Raw genomic sequence first — 20,343 nt, 5'->3', positions numbered from 1 at the left:
TGGAGCGGGAAACGAGATTCGAACTCGCGACCCCAACCTTGGCAAGGTTGTGCTCTACCAGCTGAGCTATTCCCGCACTCTTATTCTTAACCTTTTGTAACCAGTGGCTTGCTTCACAATTACCAGTGGCTACGGGAGGCGAATTATACGAGCGGATTAATTGAATGCAAGACTTTTTTGGTCCCGGATCGCCGTTTGCTCAAATCCTCGACAATACCGCGATTTACGCTTAAATCTTGAACACGGTTTTGCGATAAAACTGTAATTCGGCAATGGACTCGCAAATGTCGTCCAGCGCCTGATGACTGCCCTTTTTGGTAAATTGTTCCAACAATTCCGGCTGCCAGCGGCGTACCAGCTCTTTAACCGTACTGACATCCACATTGCGATAGTGAAAGAAGGCTTCCAGTTCCGGCATGTGCCGCACCAGAAAACGTCTGTCCTGGCCAATGGAGTTACCGCACAAAGGCGATGTCTGCTCTGGCACCCACTGGCGAAGAAAAGCCAGGGTTTGGGCTATCGCCTGTGCTTCGGTTACCTGACTCTCTTTAATCCGCGCCACCAGGCCGGAGCCGGTATGGGTACGCACGTTCCAGTCATCCATCTTCGCCAGCTCGGCGTCGCTTTGATGAATGGCCAGCACAGGCCCCTCTGCCAGAATGTTCAGTTCTTTATCGGTGACTATGCTCGCTATTTCGATAATCTTGTGTTCTTCCGGGTCCAGCCCCGTCATTTCCAGATCGATCCAGACCAGATTTTCTGCATGTACGTTCATATTATCTCGCAAAGCACGGTGGCAATAGGGACAAGTTGAAACAGGAAAGTGTATCATAGCCACTAATAAATGCAGGTTTAGGAATATCATGACCAAGAGAAAGAAGCTTAGCAAAGGCCAGTCGCGACGGGTCAGTGATAATCACAGCCGTCGCCTCAAGCGCAACGCCGCCGATACCATAGACGATAGTCAGCTAGGGCCACAGCAAGAGGGTCTGGTGATCAGTCGCTTTGGCCAGCATGCCGATATTGAAGACGGCGAACAGCAGATACATCGCTGCAACCTCAGACGTACCCTGTCCTCTATCGTCACCGGGGATCGCGTCGTCTGGCGCCCGGGGCTGGATAGCAGCCAGGGCATCAGCGGCGTAGTCGAAGCCGTGCACCCACGGCAAACCGTGCTGACCCGCCCCGATTTTTATGACGGTGTTAAGCCGGTGGCAGCCAATATCGATCAGATTGTGCTGGTCTCTTCCGTACTGCCCGAGCTCAGTTGCCACGTGATCGATCGCTACCTGGTGGCCGCAGAGGACGTGGAAATGCCCCCCATGATAGTGCTGAACAAGGTGGACTTGCTCACCGACGACCAGCGCCAGCAAGCAGAGAAACTGCTGCAACGCTATGCGGATATTGGCTATCAGGTGCTCTATGTCAGCTGCGAGACCGGTGAAGGACTGGCGCAATTAAAGCAGGCATTCAACGATCACACCAGTATCTTCGTCGGTCAATCCGGTGTGGGTAAATCCTCCCTGGTCAATGCGGTCATGCCTCATGTAGACGCCGTTACCGGCGCCGTGTCCGACAACTCCGGGCTGGGTCAGCACACCACCACCACGGCGCGGCTGTACCACTTCCCCTCTGGCGGCTCCTTGATCGACTCCCCCGGTATTCGCGAGTTCTCCCTGTGGCACCTGGCCCCGGAGCGGGTTGCCTGGTGTTTTCGTGAATTCAGGGAATATCTGGGCGGTTGCCGTTTCCGCGACTGCAAGCACGGTACCGATCCGGGCTGCCTGATCCAGGAGGCAAAAGAAAACGGTAGCATTCACCCCGAGCGACTGGAAAGCTATCACCGCATTATGGCGGCCATGGCCGACAAACCGACGCGCCATCACCCCAATTCTCTTTGATTAACTCACTCTAATAAGGTTACTTTTCGGAATCACAATGACTGATCATTTGAAAATTTTGCTGCAATATTTGCTCCCCAAACACTTGGTATCCCGCTTGGTTGGCCGCCTGGCCGCCAGAGAGGACTCTCGCCTTTCCCAGTGGCTCATCAAACGCTTTATCCGCCAATACAAGGTCAACATGAGCGAGGCCCAGTATGAGAACCCTGCTCACTACAGCAGCTTCAACGATTTTTTTACCCGCGCCCTTAAAGCCGACGCCCGGCCAATCGTTGAAGACGACAGCCTGCTGGCCATGCCGGTAGACGGTGCCATCAGTCAGCTGGCCCCTATCATGCAAGGTCGCATCATTCAGGCCAAAGGCCACGACTACAGCGCCCGCACCCTGCTGGGTGGCGACAAGGCCTTGGCCGAGCCCTTCATGGGCGGCGACTTCGCCACTATTTATCTGGCTCCCAAGGATTATCACCGCATTCACATGCCCATAGATGGCGTGCTGAAAACCATGATTTATGTGCCGGGTGAACTGTTTTCGGTGAACCCGCTCACGGCTTCCCGGGTACCCGAACTGTTTGCCCGCAACGAGCGGGTGGTGTGCCTGTTCGACACCGCCGCCGGCCCCATGGCCCTGGTCTTGGTGGGTGCCACCATAGTGGCCAGCATAGAAACCGTGTGGTCAGGCACCGTTACCCCTCCGGCAGGAAAGCGCATTCAGCGCTGGGATTATGATGCCGCCACCGCCCCTCGCCTGGCCAAAGGCGCAGAAATGGGACGCTTCAAACTGGGCAGCACTGTGGTTTGTTTGTTTGCCCCCGGCAAGGTTACACTGTCGGAACAATTACTGCCCGGCACACCTACACGAATGGGAACCGAGTTTGGTCGTATAAATCAGCCCTGACACTGATTGCCGCGGCTGAATAAGGAGCCGCGGTCTGATTTTTATTTTTGTTGAGAGCCCGCCGTGTTTGCGCCCATCCTGTTGTTACTCGCCCTCTTGCTTCCCGGTCCGCTATTGGCAGATCAAAGTGTTGCCGATATTGAAGCGCTGTTAGCCGAAGTCCCCGAAGGTGATCAACCTGAGCTGAAAAGACTACGTGAAGACTATAACCAGGCATTGCAGCTGGTGCGTGAAGGCGAGCGCTACAAGGAGCAGGCAGCAGACCTAAAAACCTTTATGGATGGCTATCCCTCCGAGTTGAAACAACTCGAACAGCGGCAAGCCAATCTCACCCCAACTAATCTGGACTATATCGCCGAGCTGGATGAAGATGCGGCCCAGCAAGCATTGGTAGAAGCCCAGGCCCAGCGGCTCGGGCTCAGGCGACAGCGAGAAGAGCTGACCAACGCCCTTAACCTGCAGGAATTAAGCAGCAGCGGTTTGCATGACTTGCTGGACGATCTGCGCCAGCAGTTACGTAATACCAAGCAGTCTCTGGACAAACTTCAGTTCAACGACACCCGGGGACGACAGGACAAGGCCGTTCGCACCCTGATCATCGCCCGTGAACAAAACCTGCAGCATCGTATCCAGGCGCTGGAGCTGGAACAGTTGTCTTCCAGCAACAAAGACAGCATCAATCGATTGAAGCTCGATATTTTACATCGTCAGCTGCAAGACACGGATATGGTGATAGAGGCGTTACAGCAACGGCAAAATGAGTTGCGACGCGCCACCACCGAAGCCGCGATTGCCGAAAGCGATCGATTGCTCGATGAAGTGGAAACCGACTCGAAACTGCTGGTTGAACAGCAAACCATCAACCAGCGGCTGGCGGCCTCGTTAAGTGAAAGAAGCCGTGAAGTAGAAGCCTTACAGCTGGAGTACCAAACCGTAGAGCGTGCCGCTTCTGAGCTGGCCGACATGAAAGTCAATCTTAAAGAGCAGCTGGAATGGTTGCAGGTGAGTCGTGGCTTTGGCGAAAACCTGCGCAACCGTCTCAGTGAACTCCCCCCGCCCTATTCCCTGCCGCAGCTTGAAGCACGCATCGTTCAAAGCCGGGTCGACAAGTTCGGTTATCAGGAGTCGCTGGATAGTCTCAGAAACAATAACTATCGCACCGAACTGTTACTCAGCGACAAGGCCCAGGGCATCACCGACATGCAGCGCCTGCAGATTGACGAGTTGCTGGCGACCCAGCAGCGGCTGCTGGAGCGGCTGATCAGCGCCATCGACAATCAGATCCATGAACAAACCCGCCTGAAGGTCGCATACAGTCGTCAGAACAGTCAGCTGCACGAAATTCGCGCTCTGACCGACGACCGCCTGTTCTGGCTGCCGGATCTCAGGCCCATCGACAGTCAGTTTTCCGGTGCCCTGATGGAAACAGTCGGCTGGCTATTGACCCTGTCTACCTGGACCGCATTGCCACAGACCCTGCTGCAACAAAGTGTTGCCAGCCTGTCCATGTATGCTTTCAGCTCGCTGCTCGTTATCTACCTCTGGTTCATGAGTCGTCGCAGCCTGCGAGCCTACCTGGAAAAAATCAGCACCCGTATTGGTAACGTGACCCAGGACAGATACGACTACACCTTCAACACCCTGCTGCTCAGCCTGTTGACGGCCATGCCCCTGCCGGCCTTGTTGTCCTTGCTCAGCAGTGCCATCGACTCCCCCTGGGCACCGCCCGTGGTAATGGCTCTGGCTCACGGCCTCAGTCAATTGATGCTGCCGGTGTTTATTTTATTGTTTGCCGGCAACCTGATGATGAGCAAGGGGCTGCTGATTGTGCACTTTAACCTGCCCCATGACAGAGTGCGGCGCATCTGGCGTCAGTTTCAGAGCCTGATGCTGGCCTTGTTGCCCGCCTTGCTGGTGCTGTATCTGGCTCGCGACTATCGGGAGTACTCCCTGTACGACACCCTGGGGCGCTTGAGCTTTGTTATCGTCTGCCTGTTAACCAGTCTGTTTTCCTGGCGCATGTTTCGGGAAGACCTGCCGCTGCTGGTCTCCCCTCCCCGCCAGGAGCATCTAACCATAGCCAACCATTTCTTGTGGGGGCTGTTGATCCTGGCGCCATTGCTGGCGTTGGTGGGTGCCTTGATGGGGTACCTGTACACCGCACACACGCTGTTGCGCCAGCTCGAAGTCTCGGTGTTGGTGGGCATGGGTTTCTTGATGTTTTATTACCTGGTGCGTCGCTGGATGCTGATCCAGCGCAGGCGCCTGGCCTTTGATCGGGCCAAAAGCAAACGGGCCGAAATTCTGGCCCAGCGCAAAGAAAAAGATGATCCCCCCGACACCCCTGCCAGCCCGGAAGCGGAAGCGGCAGCCGTGGCCGAGGTTGATCTTGATATCATCAGTGCCCAATCATTGGGGCTACTGCGCTCGGCGCTCATGCTCGGCTATCTGCTCAGCCTGATGCTGTTATGGTCAGAGATTAATACCGCTTTCAGCTTTCTCGACAGCATAGAGGTCTGGCAGGTCTCCAGTTCGCTGGCCGGTGAAGACGCCCTGCTGCCTATTTCGCTCAAGGATCTGGTGATTGCCCTGTTCGTCGTGGTGCTCACCTGGATCACCGCCCGCAACCTGCCGGGCCTGATGGAGCTGAGCGTATTACAGCACCTGGATTTATCGCCGGGCACCGGCTTTGCCATTACCACCATCTCTAAATATATCGTGCTGATCATTGGCGCCTTTACCACCTTTGCCATGCTGGGTATCGATTGGTCGAAGACCCAGTGGCTGGTGGCGGCGCTGTCGGTGGGGCTGGGCTTTGGGTTACAGGAGATTTTTGCCAACTTTGTATCCGGCCTCATTATCCTGTTTGAAAAACCGATCCGCATTGGCGATACCGTCACCATTCGTGAGCTGACGGGCACCATCTCTAAAATAAAAACCCGTGCCACTACCATAGTGGACTGGGACCGACGGGAAATTATCGTCCCCAACAAGGCCTTTATTACCGAGCAGTTCGTCAACTGGTCGTTGTCGGATGCCATTACCCGTATCCGGCTCCTGGTGCGGGTGCGCCTCGATGCAGATACCGACCTGGTACAGCGCATTACCTACGAAGCCATCAACGAGTGCAGCCGGATTCTCGACACCCCGGCCCCCGAAGTTTTTCTGGTTGAACTGACCGACTCGGCGCTGGTTTACGAAGTGCGGGTATACGTAGAAGACATGAGCTATCGCATGCCCATGACCCACGAGCTGCATAACCTGCTGTTGACTCGTCTGCGCCAGTACGACATCAAAATACCCCATCAACAGGTCGATATCCGGCTCTTGGGCGAGCAGCTCATGACGGCCATGCCGAGCGCCGGTGAGCTCAATAAGGCAAGCAACTAGGGCCTGTCGACCTTGCTTTTTAACGCCGACTGACCATAAATAACAAAACAGGTCAGTCGGAGTTAATCATGCTATTCATACGTTTGCTTGCTATCGGGTTATTGCTCAGCGGTTGTACTCCGGCCTACGACTATGCCGAAGATGTGGACTTTACGCGCTTTAACAGCGCATCTCTGGCGCCAGGCAGCGATCTCGACTCACTGGATGGCGCTCGTATTGCCGCCGCCGCTCGCACACAACTCCCCACCAGAGGGCTTAATCTAGCACCTCCCGAGCAGGCATCCCTGTGGTTGCATTACCGGTTGAAATCAGAGACCAAATTACTAACCACCATGCCGAGCATGCTGTCTCGCCATGGCGATATCCGGGATGATGAAGAAAGAGTATACGGTGCCGTGCGCCAGCAAAAACTGGAACTATGGCTGACGCTTCCCGCCAGCAAGCGTGTGGTCTGGCGCAGCAAACACAACTCCGCGTTTCCTGCCGACAAGCTCAGTGGTGGCGAACGTAGCCGGCGTATTACCCGACAAGTGGGCGAGCTGTTGGCCACCTACCCACCCAAGTAAATAATCCCATCAGGCTCGAGTAACGGGAAACGCAATCACCTGATCAAGGGATTCGGCGCCCGCTGCCAGCATCACCAGACGGTCGATGCCCAGCGCGACTCCGGCACAGTCGGGTAAACCGGCGGCCAGGGCAGCAAGCAAATATTCATCGATAGGCCGCGTGGCCAAGCCTCTCGCCTCCCGCGCCTGGTTATCGAGTTCAAAACGACGACGCTGTTCGCGCTCGTCACTCAACTCATGAAAGCCATTCGCCAGTTCAATGCCCTTGAAATACACCTCAAATCGCTCCGCCACTCTGGCATCCTGCGGGCTGATGCGAGCCAGCGCCGCCTGACTGGCCGGGAAATCATACACAAAGCAGGGTTCAAGCTGGCCAATACGCGGCTCGACTCCCAACGCAAACAACAGCTGTAAAATGGTATCACGATCGGTTTCTCGCGCTAACAAGTCATCGGCGCCCAGCCCCAATCCAGCCTGGCGGAGTTCGGTCAGTGACGCGGTCAGCGGGCAGACACCCAGGGTGCTACTCACGGCTTGCTGATACGTGATCCGGGTAGGGGGAGCAGTGTTGAGCACTAGCTGCAGCAAATCGGCCATTTCATCCATCAACTGATGATGATCAAACCCGGGGCGATACCATTCCAGCATGGTAAATTCCGGATTATGCAAACGGCCGGACTCTTCGTTACGGTAGGCTTTGGCAATCTGATAAATGGCCCCATACCCCGCCGCCAGCATGCGCTTCATATGAAATTCTGGCGAGGTTTGTAAATACAGCTCGATGCCACCGGCCATACCGGGGCCGACAAAATGCGTCTTGAAGTTTTCCAGATGCACATCGGTCACACCGGCGCTGGCCATGGTCGGGGTATCCACTTCCAGAACCTGGCGTTCGGCAAAAAAACCACGGATCTGCGCCAGTAACTGGGCTCTCCGCTGTAACAAGGCAAGCGGCGCCGTAGGTGGCCAGGCAATTGATGTCATAGATGGTTATCCCCCAAATAAAGGGGATTTTACCTTTAACCAGCCGGTTAAGGCAGCCTTTAAAAAAGCAGCCTGTCAGCTACTCGCCGAGCCCCCCTTTCAGTTCCAGCTGGTTACCTTCAGGGTCGTATAGGTAAATCGACAGTCCTTCGCCCTCGGCTCCGTAGCGGCTAATCGGTTTTTCGTAAATAACCCCATTTTTCGCCAGGTAGGCACTCAGCTCATCGGGCTGAAAGGGCGAGATTTTCAGGCAAAAATGATCCATGTTGGCTCTGCACTGATCCGCAGGCGATCCCTCTCCGCCCAACGGGCCCCGAATATCCACCAGGTCGATCAGTTGAGCACCGGCACGCAGTTGATAAAGCCCGATGTCCGTTTTTTCTCGCTCCAGCGTGCAGCCCAGTACCCGGCAGTAAAAGTCCAGCATTCGCTGTGGATTGCGCACTCTGAGCATCAGATGATCCAGCCCCACTATCTTGAACAGCACCGTAGACATAACCCACCCCTCATTACCAAGCTTGTTAACAGCATGACGCAAATCTGTACAAAATAACAGCAGACCGGCTGTTTATCAGCCCCGCACTCACCATAAAAATGGCTTTGCTAAACAGAGCCGAACAAATTAATTCCTGAACAAGGAGTCAGGATAGTTGCAAAAAGATTTCAGAAACCTAAAATGCTGAAAACCGGGGGCCTAAGAAACCCCCGGTTTTTTGTGCCTGTCACTTACCGAGGTAAACCCGCAATGCGTATCGAAGAAGACTTGAAGCTGGGCTTTAGCGATGTACTTTTTCGCCCAAAACGCTCAACCCTTAACAGCCGCTCCCAAGTAGAGCTGAACCGTGAGTTTGTGTTCAAGCACTCGGGTCGCTGCTGGTCCGGCGTGCCGATTATTGCCGCCAACATGGATACAGTGGCGACCTTTGCCATGTCCCGCGCCCTGGCACAACATCAGATCCTGACTGCGGTACACAAGCATTACTCCGTGGACGAGTGGCAGGCATTTATCTCGAGCCAGAGCAGCGAAACGCTAAAACACGTTATTGTATCCAGTGGTATCTCTGACCAAGACTTTGCAAAGCTACAGCAGATTTTAGCGCTGTCCGATGAACTGACCTTTATCTGCATCGACGTGGCCAACGGTTACAGCGAGCACTTTACGGCTTTTGTCAGCAAGGCCCGCAAACAGTGGCCGGATCACACCATTATTGCCGGAAACGTCGTCACTGGTGAAATGGTAGAAGAGCTGATTTTATCCGGGGCCGACATCGTTAAGGTCGGCATAGGCCCGGGCTCTGTGTGTACCACTCGCGTTAAAACCGGTGTAGGTTATCCACAGCTGTCGGCCATTATCGAATGCGCCGATGCCGCCCATGGTTTGGGTGGTCAAATCATTGGTGACGGGGGATGCACCTGTCCGGGTGACGTGGCCAAGGCCTTTGGTGGCGGCGCCGACTTTGTCATGCTCGGCGGCATGCTGGCCGCACACCAGGAGTGTGGTGGCGAGCTGATAGAGCGCGATGGAAAAGCCTACATGAAGTTTTATGGCATGAGCTCTTCCAGCGCCATGGGCAAGCATGCGGGTGGTGTGGCCAAGTACCGGGCCGCTGAGGGCAAGACGGTTGAGCTGGCCTACCGTGGCCCGGTTGAACATACCATTCAGGACATTCTGGGTGGAGTGCGCTCCACCTGCACTTATGTGGGCGCACAGCGGCTGAAAGAACTGACCAAGCGCACCACCTTTATTCGCGTACGCGAGCAGGAAAACAATGTATACGGCAAGGAGTAAGGCGTGAAGTGCAAGCCGTGAAGGGTGAGGCGTGAGGGGGAGGTGTGTGCTTCTCACCGCTCTGCTCAATAAAAAACGGCGCCTTTCGGCGCCGTTTTTATTGTAAAGCTCGCTGCTTATTTTACGCGTGAGACATATTCACCAGAGCGAGTGTCTACTTTCAGTACTTCGCCAATCTGGATAAACAGTGGCACACGAACCACGGCACCGGTAGAAAGAGTGGCAGGCTTACCGCCTGTACCCGCGGTATCACCTTTCAGACCCGGATCCGTGTCTACCACTTCCAGCTCAACGAAGTTGGGCGGAGTAACAGAAATAGCGGCACCGTTCCACAGGGTCAGGGTGCAGATATCCTGCTCCTTCAACCACAGTTTGGCATCACCTACCGCTTTATCGTCGGCGGCCAGCTGCTCAAAGGTATCGTTATCCATAAAGTGGTAAAACTCGCCATCGTTATACAGATAGGCCAGTTCCATATCGACCACATCGGCCGCTTCCAGGGTTTCACCCGACTTGAAGGTTTTTTCCAGCATCTTGCCATTAAGCAGACGACGGATCTTCACACGGCTGAACGCCTGGCCCTTACCCGGCTTAACAAATTCGTTTTCAACGATGGCACACGGTTCGCCATCCAGCATAACTTTTAGGCCGGAGCGGAAATCATTGGTACTATAAGAGGCCATTTTACCCTCGTGAGTTTGACAGAGTTGCAGAAAATGCCGGCAATCATACCCCTAAAACAGGAAAATTTACATATTAACTGGCAAAAAGAACTTGCCCAGGCCTTTACCACCCCCGAACAGTTGCTGAATTACCTGCAGCTTGACCCGTCTTCCTGGCAGCCCGGATTCAAGGCCCGGCAGTTATTTCCCATGCGGGTACCTCGGCCCTTTGCCGCAAAAATGCGCCCGGGGGATGCCAATGATCCGCTTCTGCGTCAGGTGTTGCCATTAGTCGAGGAATTCAACGAGGTGCCCGGCTTTGTCGCCGACCCCCTAGAGGAGCATCACAGTGCCCTGCCCGGCCTGTTGCACAAGTATCGCTCCCGCGTACTACTGGTGGTGCGCGGCGGCTGTGCCATCAACTGCCGTTACTGTTTCCGCCGCCATTTCCCTTATGCCGATAACAGCCCTAATCAGGCCGGCTGGCGCGAGGCGCTCGACTATATTGCCGCCCACCCCGAGATCAACGAAGTGATCCTGTCCGGTGGTGATCCGCTGATGGCCAAAGATGCGCAGCTGGCCACTCTGCTCGACGGACTGGAAGCCATCCCGCATCTAACACGAGTGCGTATTCATACCCGACTGCCGGTGGTGATTCCCTCCCGACTGACCGGCGACTTGCTGCAACGGCTTGCCAGCAGCCGCCTGCAGGCGGTCATGGTCTTGCATATCAATCATGCCAATGAAATTGATGACGACCTGTGCCAGCGGCTCGTCGGCTGGCGTCAGGCCGGCATAACCTTGTTGAACCAAAGTGTCTTGCTGGCCGGCGTTAATGATAGCGCCAGCACCTTGTGCGAGCTGTCTGAGCGCTTGTTTGTCGCCGGCATTTTACCCTATTACCTGCATCAGCTGGACAAGGTGGCAGGCGCAGCCCACTTTGCGGTTGATGACGCCACCGCCACCGCCCTCATGGCCGAGATGCTGGCCCAGCTACCCGGCTTTTTAATCCCTAAACTGGTGCGTGAAATTGGCGGCGAACATAATAAAACTCCCATCGACCTTGGCCTGGAGCCGGGTTGACGCCTTCCATTAAAGAACAGGTAAACACAGCATGAATGATTCTGTTACCAATAAGTTGAACGACACCCTGAAAGAGCTGTATCACCAGGCGATTGATGCGGACAAGAAACTGGCCGAGCTGCGGAGTCGTGGCCAGGCCAAGTTCAGTGCCGTCTTGCGCGAAGACAGCCAGTTTATAACGCATGCCGATCATTTTATGCCCTACGTGGCCGAACTGGCGGAGGAGCTGGAAATTCTGACCTCGACAACCGAAGAAGAATATCAGGACCTGCTATCGCGCATGGTGCACAAAATCAAGCTGCTGGCCGAGACCCTCAGCCAGTTTATGCAGCTGCCTTCTGCGTGAAGAATGAGGCGTGAGCAGCCAAACCGCCTCACGCCTTATATAAGCTCAGATTTTCTTCTAGCTCACCGCTGGCTGTTTTTTTCCAGCCATTCTCCGACCTCTGTGGTTAACAGGGGTTCGCCTGCCATATCGCCTTGTATCAACAAGCTGCTGTCCATTTTTTCCAGCACCGCCAGTTCGGCTGGATGATTGACGCCGGAATAAACCAAAGGAAACTGCAGCAGCTGGCCCATGGAAAACAGTGTTTCCAGCTGACGACGCGTCCCGCCTTCATGCTCGATGCCACTGCAAAAGGTAGGATCAAGCTGCAGCCAGTTCAGCGGCAATTGTGGCAAAGCCCCCAGCGCCGAGTAGCCACTGCCAAACTCGGTCAATATGATACGCATCCCCGTGGCCCGTATGCCCTGCATGGTATGCATGGCTTCCCGGGGATCTTGCATGGCAACACTTTCGTTTATTTCCAGTACCAGCGCTTCAGGGTTGATGGCGTACTCTTCCAACACCCGCAGCAGCGACTGCTCGACACCCGGCCGAAACAGATCGGCAGGTATTCTCAAGCTGATGAATAACGACGCGGTACTGCGGCGCTGCCAGGCCGCCAGCTGATGGCATATCGATTGCAGCGCCCACAGGATCAGGCTTTCCGAGCGCTGATATTGCTCGGTTACCCGCAGCAGCTCGGCCATGGAAATGACGCCGCAACTCGGATGCTGCCAGCTCATCAGCACCTGTAACCCCAGGCACTGCTGGCTGGGCCATTCGACCACCGGCTGCAGTTGCAGGCTCAGGCTATCACTGTTCAGCGCCGCTGGCAGATCCCTGGACAGCTGCTGACGACGCGACATGTCCTTCAGCAAGGAGGGATCAAAAAATACATAGGAAGACTTATTCTGCTTGCACAGCTCTAACGCCAGCTCCGCCCTGGCCAGCAGATCAACCAGGTTATCCGCATCGGCCGGGTACAGCACCACTCCCATGATGGGCTGCATATGAAAGTCATAGCCGTCAACGGTGGCTTTTTTGGCCAGTGCCTGGCGAAAGCGAGACATTTGCGCCCGCACTTCTTCCAGCTCGACCACGCCGCGCGCCACTATCAATACCCCTCCCTGATCGGGCTGGGCGATAAACTCGTTAGCCTGCAGGCTTTGCTGCAGCCGTCGGCAACACTCCTGCAGTAGCCCATCGATGACTTTAAAGCCAAAGCGGTGGTGATACTTGGTAAAGTCCTTTAATTCCAATACCGTGACGCTGAACGGGATCCCCTGTTCAATCATGGGGGTCATGTGGCGTTGCAAGGCAAAGCGGTTGGGCAGGCCCGTTAACGGGTCCTGTTGCTGTAGCTGCCAATAGCGGCGCAGCTCACGAAATAACAGCAGCAGCAGCAACACCAGCGCAATAAAAAAACCGATGATCTGGTGATAGAGCCGTTTGCCGAGTTCACGATACACCTGGTCATATTCTGCATAAAACCGCACACTGTCGATCATGGTGGCCGTCACGGTGCGGGAAAGCGGCTCAAGATAAGGGCTGAGCTCGGTGAGAATAAACAGGTAATCTGTCGTATCCGGCCGCAGGCTCTGTACTGGCTGCTCCAGTTCGCGCACCCGTGTATCAATTTGCCGGATCAGCAACCATAAGTCCGGTTGTTCGCTGAGCGTATTCTTGAACCGGGTACTGAGCAGATTCGGTGTTCTGCTCCATAACAGGTCATAACGCAGCATAAAGTCTTCCTGCGTGATGGCTTCGGCATGGCGCAGGCGTACCGCATCCAGAAACCGTCCCATCTCCAGCTGCAATTGCATTAAAGACCAGGGGACTTCATAGGTACGCTGCTCTAACAGGGTATTGTGCTGGCGAATGTTTATCAGCGTATGAGTGGCGTGACTCCCCAGCCAGACAATGGTCAGCAGCAAGAAGCCGCCTATGACAAACTTGAACGGGTGCACACGGTCGTACTGGCCATCGATGCGGGGGAAAAAAGAAAATAGTCGTTTCATTCAGGATCCGAGTACACCCGTATCGCCCTGAGTTGCCAGGCCATGAGGGGCACATAGTTAGTCTGCTGTATGTCGGAAAGCCGCTCGAATGGCAGCATCAGCCACAGGGGCCCCTTATTACGTCGCGTCATCAGGGTTCCGTTCTCTTGCCAGGCCAGAATGGGAGAAAGAGGCGCAATCTCGCTCCAGTCTACAGCGACGCTGAAATCGTTTAATGTTTCCAACTGCAAACCCAGCACGCGCCTGTGACGGAACAGAAATCCAAACAGGACATTCAGGTCCACCCCCTGATAACTCCTGGGCTCTCTGGTCCAGGGGTGGGTTGTGGTGATGTGACCCTGGGTAAGGGCCTGTAATTCACTCAAGGTAAAGTCCATTCGGCCGTAATGACGATCATTGATCCTGATATCACCGTATACACTCAGGATCACCGGCTCGCTCACCGCCTGCAGCGGCCATGACAGCACGAACATCAGCATTCCGGCTAGCAGCTTCATACCCCAATCCCTTGCACCCGACTGGCAACTGTACTTGCATTGTTAATGCAACATAACGTCTGCTCCTACTATAACATTTAACTCAGTGAGCCTGAATCTATCTGCTTTCGCTGCATTGGTTGCCGATAACGGCGAAGAGGTTCAGCCATCAAGATCAAAAAACCGGGCCACCAGGGCCCGGTTTTGTTGTGCATGGTCCAGGACCAGGCAGTATAAATGTGATTTAAATCACATCATGCCGCCCATGCCACCCATGCCGCCCATGCCACCCATATCAGGCATGGCTGGGGAATCCTGCTTAGGCAGTTCGGTAACCATGGCTTCGGTCGTGATCATCAGACCAGCGATGGAAGCGGCAAACTGCAGTGCAGAACGGGTGACCTTGGTTGGATCCAGGATACCCATCTCCAGCATGTCGCCGTAGGTGTCGTTGCCGGCGTTGTAACCGTAGTTACCTTCGCCCGCTTTTACATTGGATACGGCAACCGAGGCTTCTTCACCGGCGTTGGTAACAATCTGACGCAGTGGAGATTCCATGGCGCGCAGGGCTACCTTGATACCCACGTTCTGGTCTTCGTTGTCGCCACGCAGTTCGCTCAGCTTGCTGGCTGCGCGTACCAGTGCCACACCACCGCCCGGTACCACACCTTCTTCTACTGCGGCACGAGTCGCGTGCAAGGCATCGTCAACGCGAGCCTTCTTCTCTTTCATTTCAATTTCGGTAGCAGCACCGACCTTGATCACGGCAACACCGCCAGCCAGCTTGGCCACGCGCTCTTGCAGTTTCTCTTTGTCGTAGTCTGAAGACGACTCTTCAAGCTGCTGACGAATTTGAGCAACGCGTGCTTCAATCGCAGTCTCTTCACCCGCACCATCGATGATGGTGGTGCTGTCTTTGCTGATCACCACGCGCTTGGCACGGCCCAGGTCTTCCAGCGTCGCTTTTTCCAGCTCCAGACCCACTTCTTCGGAAATGACGGTACCGCCGGTCAGAATGGCGATGTCCTGCAGCATGGCCTTGCGACGGTCGCCAAAGCCCGGGGCTTTAACGCCGGCGACTTTAACGATGCCGCGCATGTTGTTCACGACCAGAGTCGCCAGGGCTTCGCCTTCGATGTCTTCGGCAACCAGCAGCAGCGGCTTGGATTGCTTGGCTACGCCTTCCAGTACCGGCAGCAATTCGCGGATACTGGAGACTTTCTTGTCAACCAGCAGAATGAAGGGGTCGTCCAGTTCAACGGTACCGGTTTCCTGCTTGTTGATGAAATAAGGAGACAGGTAGCCACGGTCGAACTGCATACCTTCTACCACGTCCAGCTCGTCCTGCAGACCCTGGCCTTCTTCTACGGTGATCACGCCATCGGTGCCCACTTTTTCCATGGCTTCGGCAATCAGCGCGCCCACGGTTTGGTCGGAGTTGGCAGAAATGGTACCCACCTGGGCAATCGCCTTGGTGTCTTTACAAGGTACAGACAGTTTCTTCAGCTCGGCAACGGCCTCAATCACGGCTTTATCGATACCGCGCTTCAGATCCATCGGGTTCATGCCCGCTGCAACGGCTTTCAGGCCTTCGTTAACGATAGACTGAGCCAGTACGGTGGCAGTAGTGGTACCGTCACCCGCTTCGTCATTCGCCTTGGATGCCACTTCTTTTACCATCTGGGCACCCATGTTCTCGAACTTGTCTTCCAGCTCGATTTCCTTGGCCACGGATACACCATCTTTGGTGATCACGGGGGCACCGAAAGACTTGTCCAGCACTACGTTACGGCCTTTAGGGCCCAGAGTTACCCTAACGGCATCGGCCAGGATGTTCACACCCTTGAGCATGTGTACGCGAGCGTCGTTACCAAATTTTACTTCTTTAGCAGCCATTATTCATATTCCTTGAAAATAGATTAGCCAGATGATTATTCGACGATAGCCAGAATGTCGTTTTCAGACAGGATCAATACTTCCTGACCGTCCAGCTTCTCGGTTTTCACACCAAAGCCTTCATTGAAAATAACCTTGTCACCCACAGCGACAGACATGGCTTTTACTTCACCGCTATCCAATGTGCGGCCATTACCTACCGCCAGCACTTCACCTCGGGTGGATTTTTCGGCAGCAGAACCGGTCAACACTATGCCTCCGGCAGATTTTGACTCGGCTTCAATACGCTTGATAATAACGCGATCATGTAATGGACGAATGTTCATCGATAACTCTCCTGATGAGTGTTGTTACCTAGTGATATAAGCGGCCGGCGGCCGCAAACTGTTATACTGTTCTTCTATATGGGAGCACATTCCTGCCCTTCAAGGGCTAAGGCGGTATTTTTTTTCAAGCCGGGCGCACAACCGCTATCATAAGAGTCACCTTCGTGGCCTCTGCTACTCACTTCAAGAGAACATTTGTGGTATCACAAAACCTGCTACTCACAGCCCCGATAGGTCGGCAACTGGCAAAAATGGCCGGCCCCATGGCGCTGGGCATTGTTGCTATTCAAGCCTTCAATCTGGTGGATATTTTCTTTATCGGCTTGCTGGGCACCGATGCCCTGGCCGCCATCAGCTTTACCTTTCCCGTGACCTTTGTGGTGATCTCTCTGGCCATGGGGCTGGGGGCCGGCCTGTCTGCCTGCCTGGGTCAGGCCCTGGGTGCCGGCTGTCAGCAGCAGGCCGCCCTGTTTACCGGCCACAGCCTGCTGCTAGCCTTGTTGCTGGCTTGTCTGCTCTCGGTGCTGGGGGTGATGAGCATAGATCCCTTGTTCAGGTTACTGGGTGCCACCGATGCGCTACTGGTGCTGCTGCACGACTATATGCTGATCTGGTACCTCACCATGCCCTTGCTCATTCTGCCCATGGTCGGCAACTCGGCCATTCGTGCCACCGGCGACACCCGAACGCCCAGCCTGGTCATGACGGTGGCCGGCTTGGTCAACGGCCTGCTCGATCCATTACTTATTTTTGGCATTGGCCCCTTTCCCGAGCTGGGCATTAAAGGTGCAGCCATTGCCTCGGCCTGTTCCTGGCTGATGGCCAGCGGTGTGGGCATCTGGTTATTGTGGCGTAGAGAACGGCTGTTAGGTTGGCCATTGATACAGCCTGGCCTGTTATTCGGCCACTGGCGCAAACTGTTACAAGTGGCCATTCCCGCCTCCTTTACCAACCTGCTCAACCCGTTAAGCACGGCGGTATTAATGATGATACTGGCCGGGTTGGGCACGGAAGTGGTCGCTGCATATGGCGCGGCCTCACGCATCGAAGCCTTGATGCTGATCGCCATGATGGCCCTCAGCTCGGTGCTGGCGCCCTTTGTTTCACAAAACACGGGGGCGGGTCAGCATCAGCGCAGCAGGCTGGCATTGCTGCAGTCGATGCATTTTGCCATTGGCTTTCAGTTGGTTGTTTTTGCGCTGTTGTGGCTACTGGCTCCCTGGCTGGCAGACCAGTTCACGGACAGCCCGGAAGTGAGTCGGCATTTGACCCTTTATCTTCGCCTGGTGCCACTGGGCTATGGACTGCAGGGCTGTTTCATGCTGCTGGCGTCGGCATTGAACGGCTTGCGTGTCTCCAGTATTTCCTTGTTGCTCAACAGTATACGGCTGTTTGGCCTCTTGCTGCCCCTGGCCTGGATGGGTAACCACTGGTTTGGTGAGACGGGCGTCTTCACCGGTATATTAATCGCCAACATACTGGCCGGCATCATAGCCGGCACCTTCGCCTGGTGGTGCTTTCCCTGGAAGATAAAACAACCGGCAAACTAACGCGATAAGCGATAAGCGATAAGCGATAAGAAAACAGACCGGATAAAGGCAGAAACCGTCTTTTGTCAGTATCTGTCTTTATATTTTTAAATGTTATCTGTGGCTGATCGCTTACCACTGATGGCTTACAGCTATGTGCTGATTACTTGTCGTCGTCTTTGCGCTGAAAGTCACCTTCAAAGGTGGTGCCTTCATCGTTGCGCTTTTGTTTCAGGTACTGATCCAGTCGCGCTTGCTGATCGGTGTCGTCGGTTCTGTGATAATCCGCAGTAAAGGTTTGCCCCTGATGAGTTTGCACCTTCATCCGACTGATAAAGCGCTCCACCAGGGCGGCGCGCACCGGCGGTAACAGCAAGAGTACACCACCGAGATCGGAAACAAAGCCCGGCAACAGCAGCAAAACGCCACTGACCGCCAACATCATGCCCGCCAGCATTTCCCGCGCGGGTGTCTCGCCCATGTTGACCTTGCGCTGAGCTTCCATCAGCGTCTGGAAGCCTTGAATGCGCACCAGACTCAGGCCGATCACGGCCGTTAATACAATCAGCGCTATGGTGCTCCAGGCGCCGATGGCCGAGCCCACCTCGATAAAAACAAAAATTTCCATCAAGGTTGCTGCTATAAACAGTAAAAAAATCTTACCCACTCATACCTCATCTCGCGCCTGCATTGGCGCTTATCTGGGTGAAACCCTTAACATGGGGGTCAAGGGTATGGTTTTCAAATCCGCTTTGCCGATGATTTTAACCTACACCGGCGCTATAGTGACAACATCTGACGAGCGAAAGGTGATTTATGCCGAGTATATCGATGTTTTTAGCTGTTAAGCGCTTATTGACTGCCCTGCTGATGGCCACTTCTCTGCTTACCCTGCCAGCCCAGGCCGGTGTGTTGGAGTGGCTAGGACTGAGCTCGCCGGCAACATCCAGCCCCCATACCGACTTCTTACCGGTAGATCAGGCGTTTGTACTCAGCAGCAAGCAGAGCGCCAATTCCCTGCAACTCACCTTTGATATCGAGCCGGGTTATTATCTGTATCGCCATACGCTGGCGGCTTCCGTACACAACGCCCACATGGGCGACTGGACCCTACCCGACGGTACGCCGCACGAGGATGAGTACTTTGGCAAAAGCCAGGTATATTATCGGCAGCTGACCCTGGATATACCGCTACACAATGTAGAAAAAAACGGCCAGCTTGAAGTGCGTTATCAAGGCTGCACCACCGGGCTCTGCTACCCGCCTCAAACCAGGCAGCTTGCGGTGCTCCCTCAGCCCTGATCCGGCAAAGCGATAAACACGCGTCACCTGTCTTTTGTCGTCACCGGGCAGCACTAGGGTAAACCAACCCAGAGACAAGAGGCTGCCTTCCTGAGCCGGTTTACCACCTATCAGTCCAGCAGGTAATCGACGCTGGTTACCACTCGTGCCCGCTTTATTTCCGGGGTGTACGAGTCCAGATCCGAGACCGAAAAGTATCCTTGCTGAGCCGAACGAATCGCCCCAACCTCGGCGTCTGCATCTTTGGCAAACTGGGCGGCGGCCTGGCGCGCATTGGCGGTCGCATCGGCAATCATCTGCGGTTTAATCTCATTCAGCCGGGTAAAGATATATTGTATTTTGTGCTCGTAGCTTTGTGTCAGCAGCACCCCCTGACTGACCAGTTGTGCCGATTCGGGCTGGGTTTTCTTCACCAGCTCCACCTGCCGAGAGCGCACCAGCAAGACCGCATCGGCCCTGTACCGCAATGGCGGACGCTGCTCGCCATACTGATTGGCCCACAAGTCCTGTACCACGGGGGCGGCAAAACTCAGCTCTTCATCCTTAAACCCCGCCTGCGCTAAAAAGGCACGGATCTTGTTTCTGTCGCCGTCAATGACCTGATACAAATCAGCCAGGCTGCCGGCAGAGACCGAAAAACTGATCGGCCACAGCACCAGATCCGCTGCAACCTCCAGCTCGGCCAGGCCTTTTACCGACACCACTCTATCGGCCTGCTTCCACAGCTGTACCGCATCCTTCAGATAACTGCCGCCCCAGACAAGTCCTGTCGCCACAGCGATACCCAGTACCAGAGCCGGCCCAAGATCATTTTTATTCATTGATTTACCCCGTTATGATGGCCGTCATAACTTGTTGACTCACAAGCCACTTATGCCTGATTTAGCCCCCGAATGCGTACCTCAGCACTGGTACCTTTATCTATTACGCTGCAGCGATGGCAGCCTGTATACCGGTATTAGCATAGACCCGGAACGTCGCTGCAGGGAGCATAATCAGCAGCCCTCCCGTGCCTCTCGCTATGTCTGGGCCCGCCGGCCCGCGCAATTGGTGTGGCAGCGTCCGGTTGCCAATCAAACCCTGGCGTTGCGGCTGGAATATCGCCTCAAGCGACTGCCCAAAGCCCGCAAAGAACGGTTACTGAAAGAAGACGCTCTCTGGCACTCCCTGCAAGCCACAATAAAAACGGCGCCCTGAG

Annotated in this window: 20 protein-coding genes and 1 tRNA gene; 10 read left to right on the top strand and 11 right to left on the bottom strand. The window is 55.0% G+C overall.

The features are described from left to right. Positions 1-76: transfer RNA gene (locus tag ACN0VL_RS10670), tRNA-Gly, on the bottom strand. Between the two features lie 153 nt (positions 77-229). Further along, positions 230-775 carry an oligoribonuclease gene (orn, locus tag ACN0VL_RS10665; RefSeq protein ID WP_417617181.1) on the bottom strand — a complete coding sequence of 182 codons (546 nt, stop codon included), beginning with the start codon at positions 773-775 and terminating at the stop codon, positions 230-232. An 88-nt stretch (positions 776-863) separates the two neighbouring features. Between orn and rsgA the strand changes: the two genes are divergently transcribed. From rsgA to ACN0VL_RS10645, 4 genes are all read left to right on the top strand, one after another. Then, positions 864-1,901: a small ribosomal subunit biogenesis GTPase RsgA gene (gene rsgA / locus ACN0VL_RS10660; protein ID WP_417617179.1), complete on the top strand. Its 1,038-nt coding sequence runs from the start codon at positions 864-866 to the stop codon at positions 1,899-1,901. Positions 1,902-1,938: 37 nt separating this feature from the next. Beyond that, positions 1,939-2,799, top strand: a complete 861-nt coding sequence (gene asd, locus ACN0VL_RS10655; protein ID WP_417617178.1) for an archaetidylserine decarboxylase — start codon at positions 1,939-1,941, stop codon at positions 2,797-2,799. Between the two features lie 63 nt (positions 2,800-2,862). After that, positions 2,863-6,189, top strand: coding sequence for a miniconductance mechanosensitive channel MscM (mscM, locus tag ACN0VL_RS10650; RefSeq protein ID WP_417617176.1), 3,327 nt, complete (start codon positions 2,863-2,865; stop codon positions 6,187-6,189). A 68-nt stretch (positions 6,190-6,257) separates the two neighbouring features. After that, positions 6,258-6,755 (top strand): DUF4136 domain-containing protein, encoded by a 498-nt coding sequence (locus ACN0VL_RS10645; RefSeq protein WP_417617174.1) that lies wholly within the window; start codon positions 6,258-6,260, stop codon positions 6,753-6,755. Positions 6,756-6,764: 9 nt separating this feature from the next. Here the strand turns inward: ACN0VL_RS10645 and epmA are convergent, their stop codons facing one another. Further along, on the bottom strand, positions 6,765-7,739 hold the full coding sequence (gene epmA / locus ACN0VL_RS10640; RefSeq protein WP_417617172.1) for an elongation factor P--(R)-beta-lysine ligase: 975 nt from the start codon (positions 7,737-7,739) through the stop codon (positions 6,765-6,767). A 79-nt stretch (positions 7,740-7,818) separates the two neighbouring features. Then, on the bottom strand, positions 7,819-8,235 hold the full coding sequence (locus tag ACN0VL_RS10635) for a VOC family protein (RefSeq protein WP_417617170.1): 417 nt from the start codon (positions 8,233-8,235) through the stop codon (positions 7,819-7,821). 249 nt (positions 8,236-8,484) lie between these two features. Here ACN0VL_RS10635 and ACN0VL_RS10630 point away from each other — a divergent pair, with 249 nt between their 5' ends. Further along, complete coding sequence (locus tag ACN0VL_RS10630; RefSeq protein ID WP_417617168.1) at positions 8,485-9,528, top strand: GMP reductase; 1,044 nt, start codon at positions 8,485-8,487, stop codon at positions 9,526-9,528. A gap of 116 nt (positions 9,529-9,644) precedes the next feature. On the opposite strand, the gene efp is transcribed toward ACN0VL_RS10630, so the two are convergent. Continuing rightward, positions 9,645-10,211 carry an elongation factor P gene (gene efp / locus ACN0VL_RS10625; protein ID WP_417617166.1) on the bottom strand — a complete coding sequence of 189 codons (567 nt, stop codon included), beginning with the start codon at positions 10,209-10,211 and terminating at the stop codon, positions 9,645-9,647. A 33-nt stretch (positions 10,212-10,244) separates the two neighbouring features. On the opposite strand from efp, the gene epmB reads away from it, so the two are divergent. Together epmB and ACN0VL_RS10615 are read left to right on the top strand one after the other, a co-directional pair. Continuing rightward, complete coding sequence (epmB, locus tag ACN0VL_RS10620; RefSeq protein WP_417617164.1) at positions 10,245-11,273, top strand: EF-P beta-lysylation protein EpmB; 1,029 nt, start codon at positions 10,245-10,247, stop codon at positions 11,271-11,273. Between the two features lie 31 nt (positions 11,274-11,304). Beyond that, positions 11,305-11,619 (top strand): hypothetical protein, encoded by a 315-nt coding sequence (locus ACN0VL_RS10615; protein WP_417617162.1) that lies wholly within the window; start codon positions 11,305-11,307, stop codon positions 11,617-11,619. Positions 11,620-11,681: 62 nt separating this feature from the next. On the opposite strand, the gene ACN0VL_RS10610 is transcribed toward ACN0VL_RS10615, so the two are convergent. The 4 genes from ACN0VL_RS10610 to ACN0VL_RS10595 form a co-directional block, all read right to left on the bottom strand. After that, the gene (locus tag ACN0VL_RS10610) at positions 11,682-13,616 is read right to left on the bottom strand and encodes an EAL domain-containing protein (RefSeq protein ID WP_417617161.1); all 1,935 of its coding nucleotides are present in this window, start codon (positions 13,614-13,616) and stop codon (positions 11,682-11,684) included. Further along, positions 13,613-14,113, bottom strand: coding sequence for a molybdopterin-binding protein (locus ACN0VL_RS10605; protein ID WP_417617159.1), 501 nt, complete (start codon positions 14,111-14,113; stop codon positions 13,613-13,615). The genes ACN0VL_RS10610 and ACN0VL_RS10605 overlap by 4 nt, the downstream gene beginning before the upstream one ends. 228 nt (positions 14,114-14,341) lie before the next feature. Then, a complete protein-coding gene (gene groL / locus ACN0VL_RS10600) occupies positions 14,342-15,988 on the bottom strand; it encodes a chaperonin GroEL (protein WP_417617157.1) in 1,647 nt (548 codons plus the stop codon). Between the two features lie 35 nt (positions 15,989-16,023). Continuing rightward, complete coding sequence (locus ACN0VL_RS10595) at positions 16,024-16,314, bottom strand: co-chaperone GroES (RefSeq protein ID WP_417617155.1); 291 nt, start codon at positions 16,312-16,314, stop codon at positions 16,024-16,026. 251 nt (positions 16,315-16,565) lie between these two features. On the opposite strand from ACN0VL_RS10595, the gene ACN0VL_RS10590 reads away from it, so the two are divergent. Further along, positions 16,566-17,864, top strand: a complete 1,299-nt coding sequence (locus ACN0VL_RS10590) for an MATE family efflux transporter (protein WP_417617185.1) — start codon at positions 16,566-16,568, stop codon at positions 17,862-17,864. A gap of 142 nt (positions 17,865-18,006) precedes the next feature. Here the strand turns inward: ACN0VL_RS10590 and ACN0VL_RS10585 are convergent, their stop codons facing one another. Then, entirely contained in the window at positions 18,007-18,471 is a 465-nt protein-coding gene (locus ACN0VL_RS10585; protein ID WP_417617153.1) for an FxsA family protein, read from the bottom strand. A gap of 188 nt (positions 18,472-18,659) precedes the next feature. On the opposite strand from ACN0VL_RS10585, the gene ACN0VL_RS10580 reads away from it, so the two are divergent. Continuing rightward, positions 18,660-19,145, top strand: coding sequence for a protein-disulfide reductase DsbD domain-containing protein (locus ACN0VL_RS10580; RefSeq protein WP_417617151.1), 486 nt, complete (start codon positions 18,660-18,662; stop codon positions 19,143-19,145). Positions 19,146-19,255: 110 nt separating this feature from the next. Here ACN0VL_RS10580 and ACN0VL_RS10575 read toward each other — a convergent pair whose 3' ends face one another. Further along, complete coding sequence (locus ACN0VL_RS10575; protein ID WP_417617149.1) at positions 19,256-19,966, bottom strand: SIMPL domain-containing protein; 711 nt, start codon at positions 19,964-19,966, stop codon at positions 19,256-19,258. Positions 19,967-20,018: 52 nt separating this feature from the next. Here ACN0VL_RS10575 and ACN0VL_RS10570 point away from each other — a divergent pair, with 52 nt between their 5' ends. Beyond that, a complete protein-coding gene (locus ACN0VL_RS10570; RefSeq protein WP_417617147.1) occupies positions 20,019-20,342 on the top strand; it encodes a GIY-YIG nuclease family protein in 324 nt (107 codons plus the stop codon). Position 20,343: the final 1 nt, after the last annotated feature.

The organism is Oceanisphaera sp. (genome assembly GCF_048268965.1).
Taxonomy (GTDB): Bacteria; Pseudomonadota; Gammaproteobacteria; order Enterobacterales; family Aeromonadaceae; genus Oceanimonas.
This window is presented reverse-complemented; position numbering and strand designations above follow the sequence as displayed.

Coding starts and splice junctions, on each gene's coding strand:
- orn (WP_417617181.1), bottom strand. CDS start 775: ATGAACGTACATGCAGAAAATCTGGTCTGGATCGATCTGGAAATGACG.
- rsgA (WP_417617179.1), top strand. CDS start 864: ATGACCAAGAGAAAGAAGCTTAGCAAAGGCCAGTCGCGACGGGTCAGT.
- asd (WP_417617178.1), top strand. CDS start 1,939: ATGACTGATCATTTGAAAATTTTGCTGCAATATTTGCTCCCCAAACAC.
- ACN0VL_RS10645 (WP_417617174.1), top strand. CDS start 6,258: ATGCTATTCATACGTTTGCTTGCTATCGGGTTATTGCTCAGCGGTTGT.
- epmA (WP_417617172.1), bottom strand. CDS start 7,739: ATGACATCAATTGCCTGGCCACCTACGGCGCCGCTTGCCTTGTTACAG.
- ACN0VL_RS10635 (WP_417617170.1), bottom strand. CDS start 8,235: ATGTCTACGGTGCTGTTCAAGATAGTGGGGCTGGATCATCTGATGCTC.
- ACN0VL_RS10630 (WP_417617168.1), top strand. CDS start 8,485: ATGCGTATCGAAGAAGACTTGAAGCTGGGCTTTAGCGATGTACTTTTT.
- efp (WP_417617166.1), bottom strand. CDS start 10,211: ATGGCCTCTTATAGTACCAATGATTTCCGCTCCGGCCTAAAAGTTATG.
- epmB (WP_417617164.1), top strand. CDS start 10,245: ATGCCGGCAATCATACCCCTAAAACAGGAAAATTTACATATTAACTGG.
- ACN0VL_RS10615 (WP_417617162.1), top strand. CDS start 11,305: ATGAATGATTCTGTTACCAATAAGTTGAACGACACCCTGAAAGAGCTG.
- ACN0VL_RS10610 (WP_417617161.1), bottom strand. CDS start 13,616: ATGAAACGACTATTTTCTTTTTTCCCCCGCATCGATGGCCAGTACGAC.
- ACN0VL_RS10605 (WP_417617159.1), bottom strand. CDS start 14,113: ATGAAGCTGCTAGCCGGAATGCTGATGTTCGTGCTGTCATGGCCGCTG.
- groL (WP_417617157.1), bottom strand. CDS start 15,988: ATGGCTGCTAAAGAAGTAAAATTTGGTAACGACGCTCGCGTACACATG.
- ACN0VL_RS10595 (WP_417617155.1), bottom strand. CDS start 16,314: ATGAACATTCGTCCATTACATGATCGCGTTATTATCAAGCGTATTGAA.
- ACN0VL_RS10590 (WP_417617185.1), top strand. CDS start 16,566: ATGGCCGGCCCCATGGCGCTGGGCATTGTTGCTATTCAAGCCTTCAAT.
- ACN0VL_RS10585 (WP_417617153.1), bottom strand. CDS start 18,471: ATGGAAATTTTTGTTTTTATCGAGGTGGGCTCGGCCATCGGCGCCTGG.
- ACN0VL_RS10580 (WP_417617151.1), top strand. CDS start 18,660: ATGCCGAGTATATCGATGTTTTTAGCTGTTAAGCGCTTATTGACTGCC.
- ACN0VL_RS10575 (WP_417617149.1), bottom strand. CDS start 19,966: ATGAATAAAAATGATCTTGGGCCGGCTCTGGTACTGGGTATCGCTGTG.
- ACN0VL_RS10570 (WP_417617147.1), top strand. CDS start 20,019: ATGCCTGATTTAGCCCCCGAATGCGTACCTCAGCACTGGTACCTTTAT.